This window comes from Dictyobacter arantiisoli (assembly GCF_008326305.1).
Lineage (GTDB): Bacteria > Chloroflexota > Ktedonobacteria > Ktedonobacterales > Ktedonobacteraceae > Dictyobacter > Dictyobacter arantiisoli.
Map to the genome: position 1 here is coordinate 1 of NZ_BIXY01000228.1, position 1,573 is coordinate 1,573.

Genomic DNA, 1,573 nt, shown 5'->3' on the forward strand with positions numbered 1-1,573 from the left:
GGGTGCGCGTCATTTTTTTGCGGGAGGCTTGGCAGGAGAAAAGAAAGATGATACACTGGAAGCAGTAAAGAGTGGAGGATGAGATGGAAGAAGCAATGGACAAAGAATGGCGCGATTTAAGCGAAGACATTTTGAGTGGGATGAAAGAATGGCGGCTTGCCCATCCGAAAGCAACCTTCCGAGAAATCGAACAAGAAACCAGTGAACAGATGAGTCGCTTGCAAGCACGCATCGTGCGCGATGTCGCAATAGCCAGCCCCAGTACGGATTGGCGTTCCCTTCCTCAAGAGGAACGACCCACCTGCCCCAACTGTGCAAAAGCGTTGACCCCACGAGGGAAGCGAAAACGACGGCTTCAAGGAAACGGAGGTCGTGAGGTCGAACTCAATCGCAGTTACGGAACCTGTCCATCCTGTGGGATGGGGCTTTTTCCCCCTGGATGAGGAATTGGCCTTAGTCCCCGGAAGCTTAACCCCGATCCAAGAAGAACATCTTGCACGTTTAGCGACGTGGATGCCGTTCGCACGAGCTGCTGAGTTCTTAGGAGATCTGACCGGTGTCCATGTCAGTGCAGCGACGGCACGTCGACAGACAGAAAAGGTGGGAGCGGTTTACATCGAGGTGCAAACCCAACAAGAGCAGGCTCCATTCCCCGGTGCTGATCGCGAGAAAGAGCAGGGAGAAAAGTTGGTCCTCAGTAGTGATGGGGCGTTTGTTTCTCTGCGTCACCAACAATGGGCAGAAGTTCGTACCCTGGTCATTGGGGAGGTGGAACAAAGAGGCACGCAGGCGAGGACCCATCACCATTCCTATTTTTCCCGCATGATGGATGCAAGCACCTTCATTGAACGCGCAGAAGTGGAAACGCGGCGCAGGCAGGTGCTTGAGGCCACAGCCGTCGGTTTCGTTACGGATGGGGCGTTGTGGTTGCAAGAGTTGATTGACCTGCATCGCCCTGATGCGGTGCGGATTTTAGATTTTCCCCATGCCGCCCAAAGGGTGGCAGCGATGGGAGATGCCCTCACGCACGCCGGTCATCGCTTGCCTCCTCAGGCGCTTTCCCGGAGTTTGCATCTGCTCAAGCATCGGGGACCTGGCTTTTTGCTCAACAGACTAACCCATTTCCAAGCCTCTCCTCAGGCTCTTGACGCCCTTGAAGAACCATTGTCCTATCTCCGTAAGCGAGAAAACATGATGGACTATCCTCGGTATCAACGGGAGGGGTGGCCGATTGGCTCAGGAATGGTGGAAAGTGCCAACAAAACCGTCATGCAAGCACGGCTCAAAGGGGCAGGCATGCATTGGGAAGCCAGGCACGTCAATCCGATGCTCGCCCTACGTACGGCAGTATGTAGTGATCGTTGGTCAGAAGCATGGGACCAACAGAACAGCCACCGACTTCACCAACGAAAGCAATCACGGTGTGAAAAAGCAAGTCATCGTCAAGAAGCCGCCGCCAAGCAGATGATTCAAGCATGGTGGTTTTGGCTGCGTGGGACGAAAAAACCGGTTCCATCCACTCCTCCTGTTCCCCAACCTCCTTCTCCTGTCGCTCCATTGCCTGAGCCGTATC

Annotated in this window: 2 protein-coding genes; both read left to right on the forward strand. The window is 54.5% G+C overall.

Annotated features, from left to right (window positions below; genetic code table 11):
* Positions 1-83 precede the first annotated feature (83 nt).
* Positions 84-443: a hypothetical protein gene (locus tag F1593_RS27945; protein WP_149404829.1), complete on the forward strand. Its 360-nt coding sequence runs from the start codon at positions 84-86 to the stop codon at positions 441-443.
* Positions 373-1,573: ISKra4 family transposase (locus F1593_RS27950; protein ID WP_149404830.1), on the forward strand; the 1,201-nt coding region annotated here is incomplete at its 3' end. The genes F1593_RS27945 and F1593_RS27950, both read left to right, overlap by 71 nt.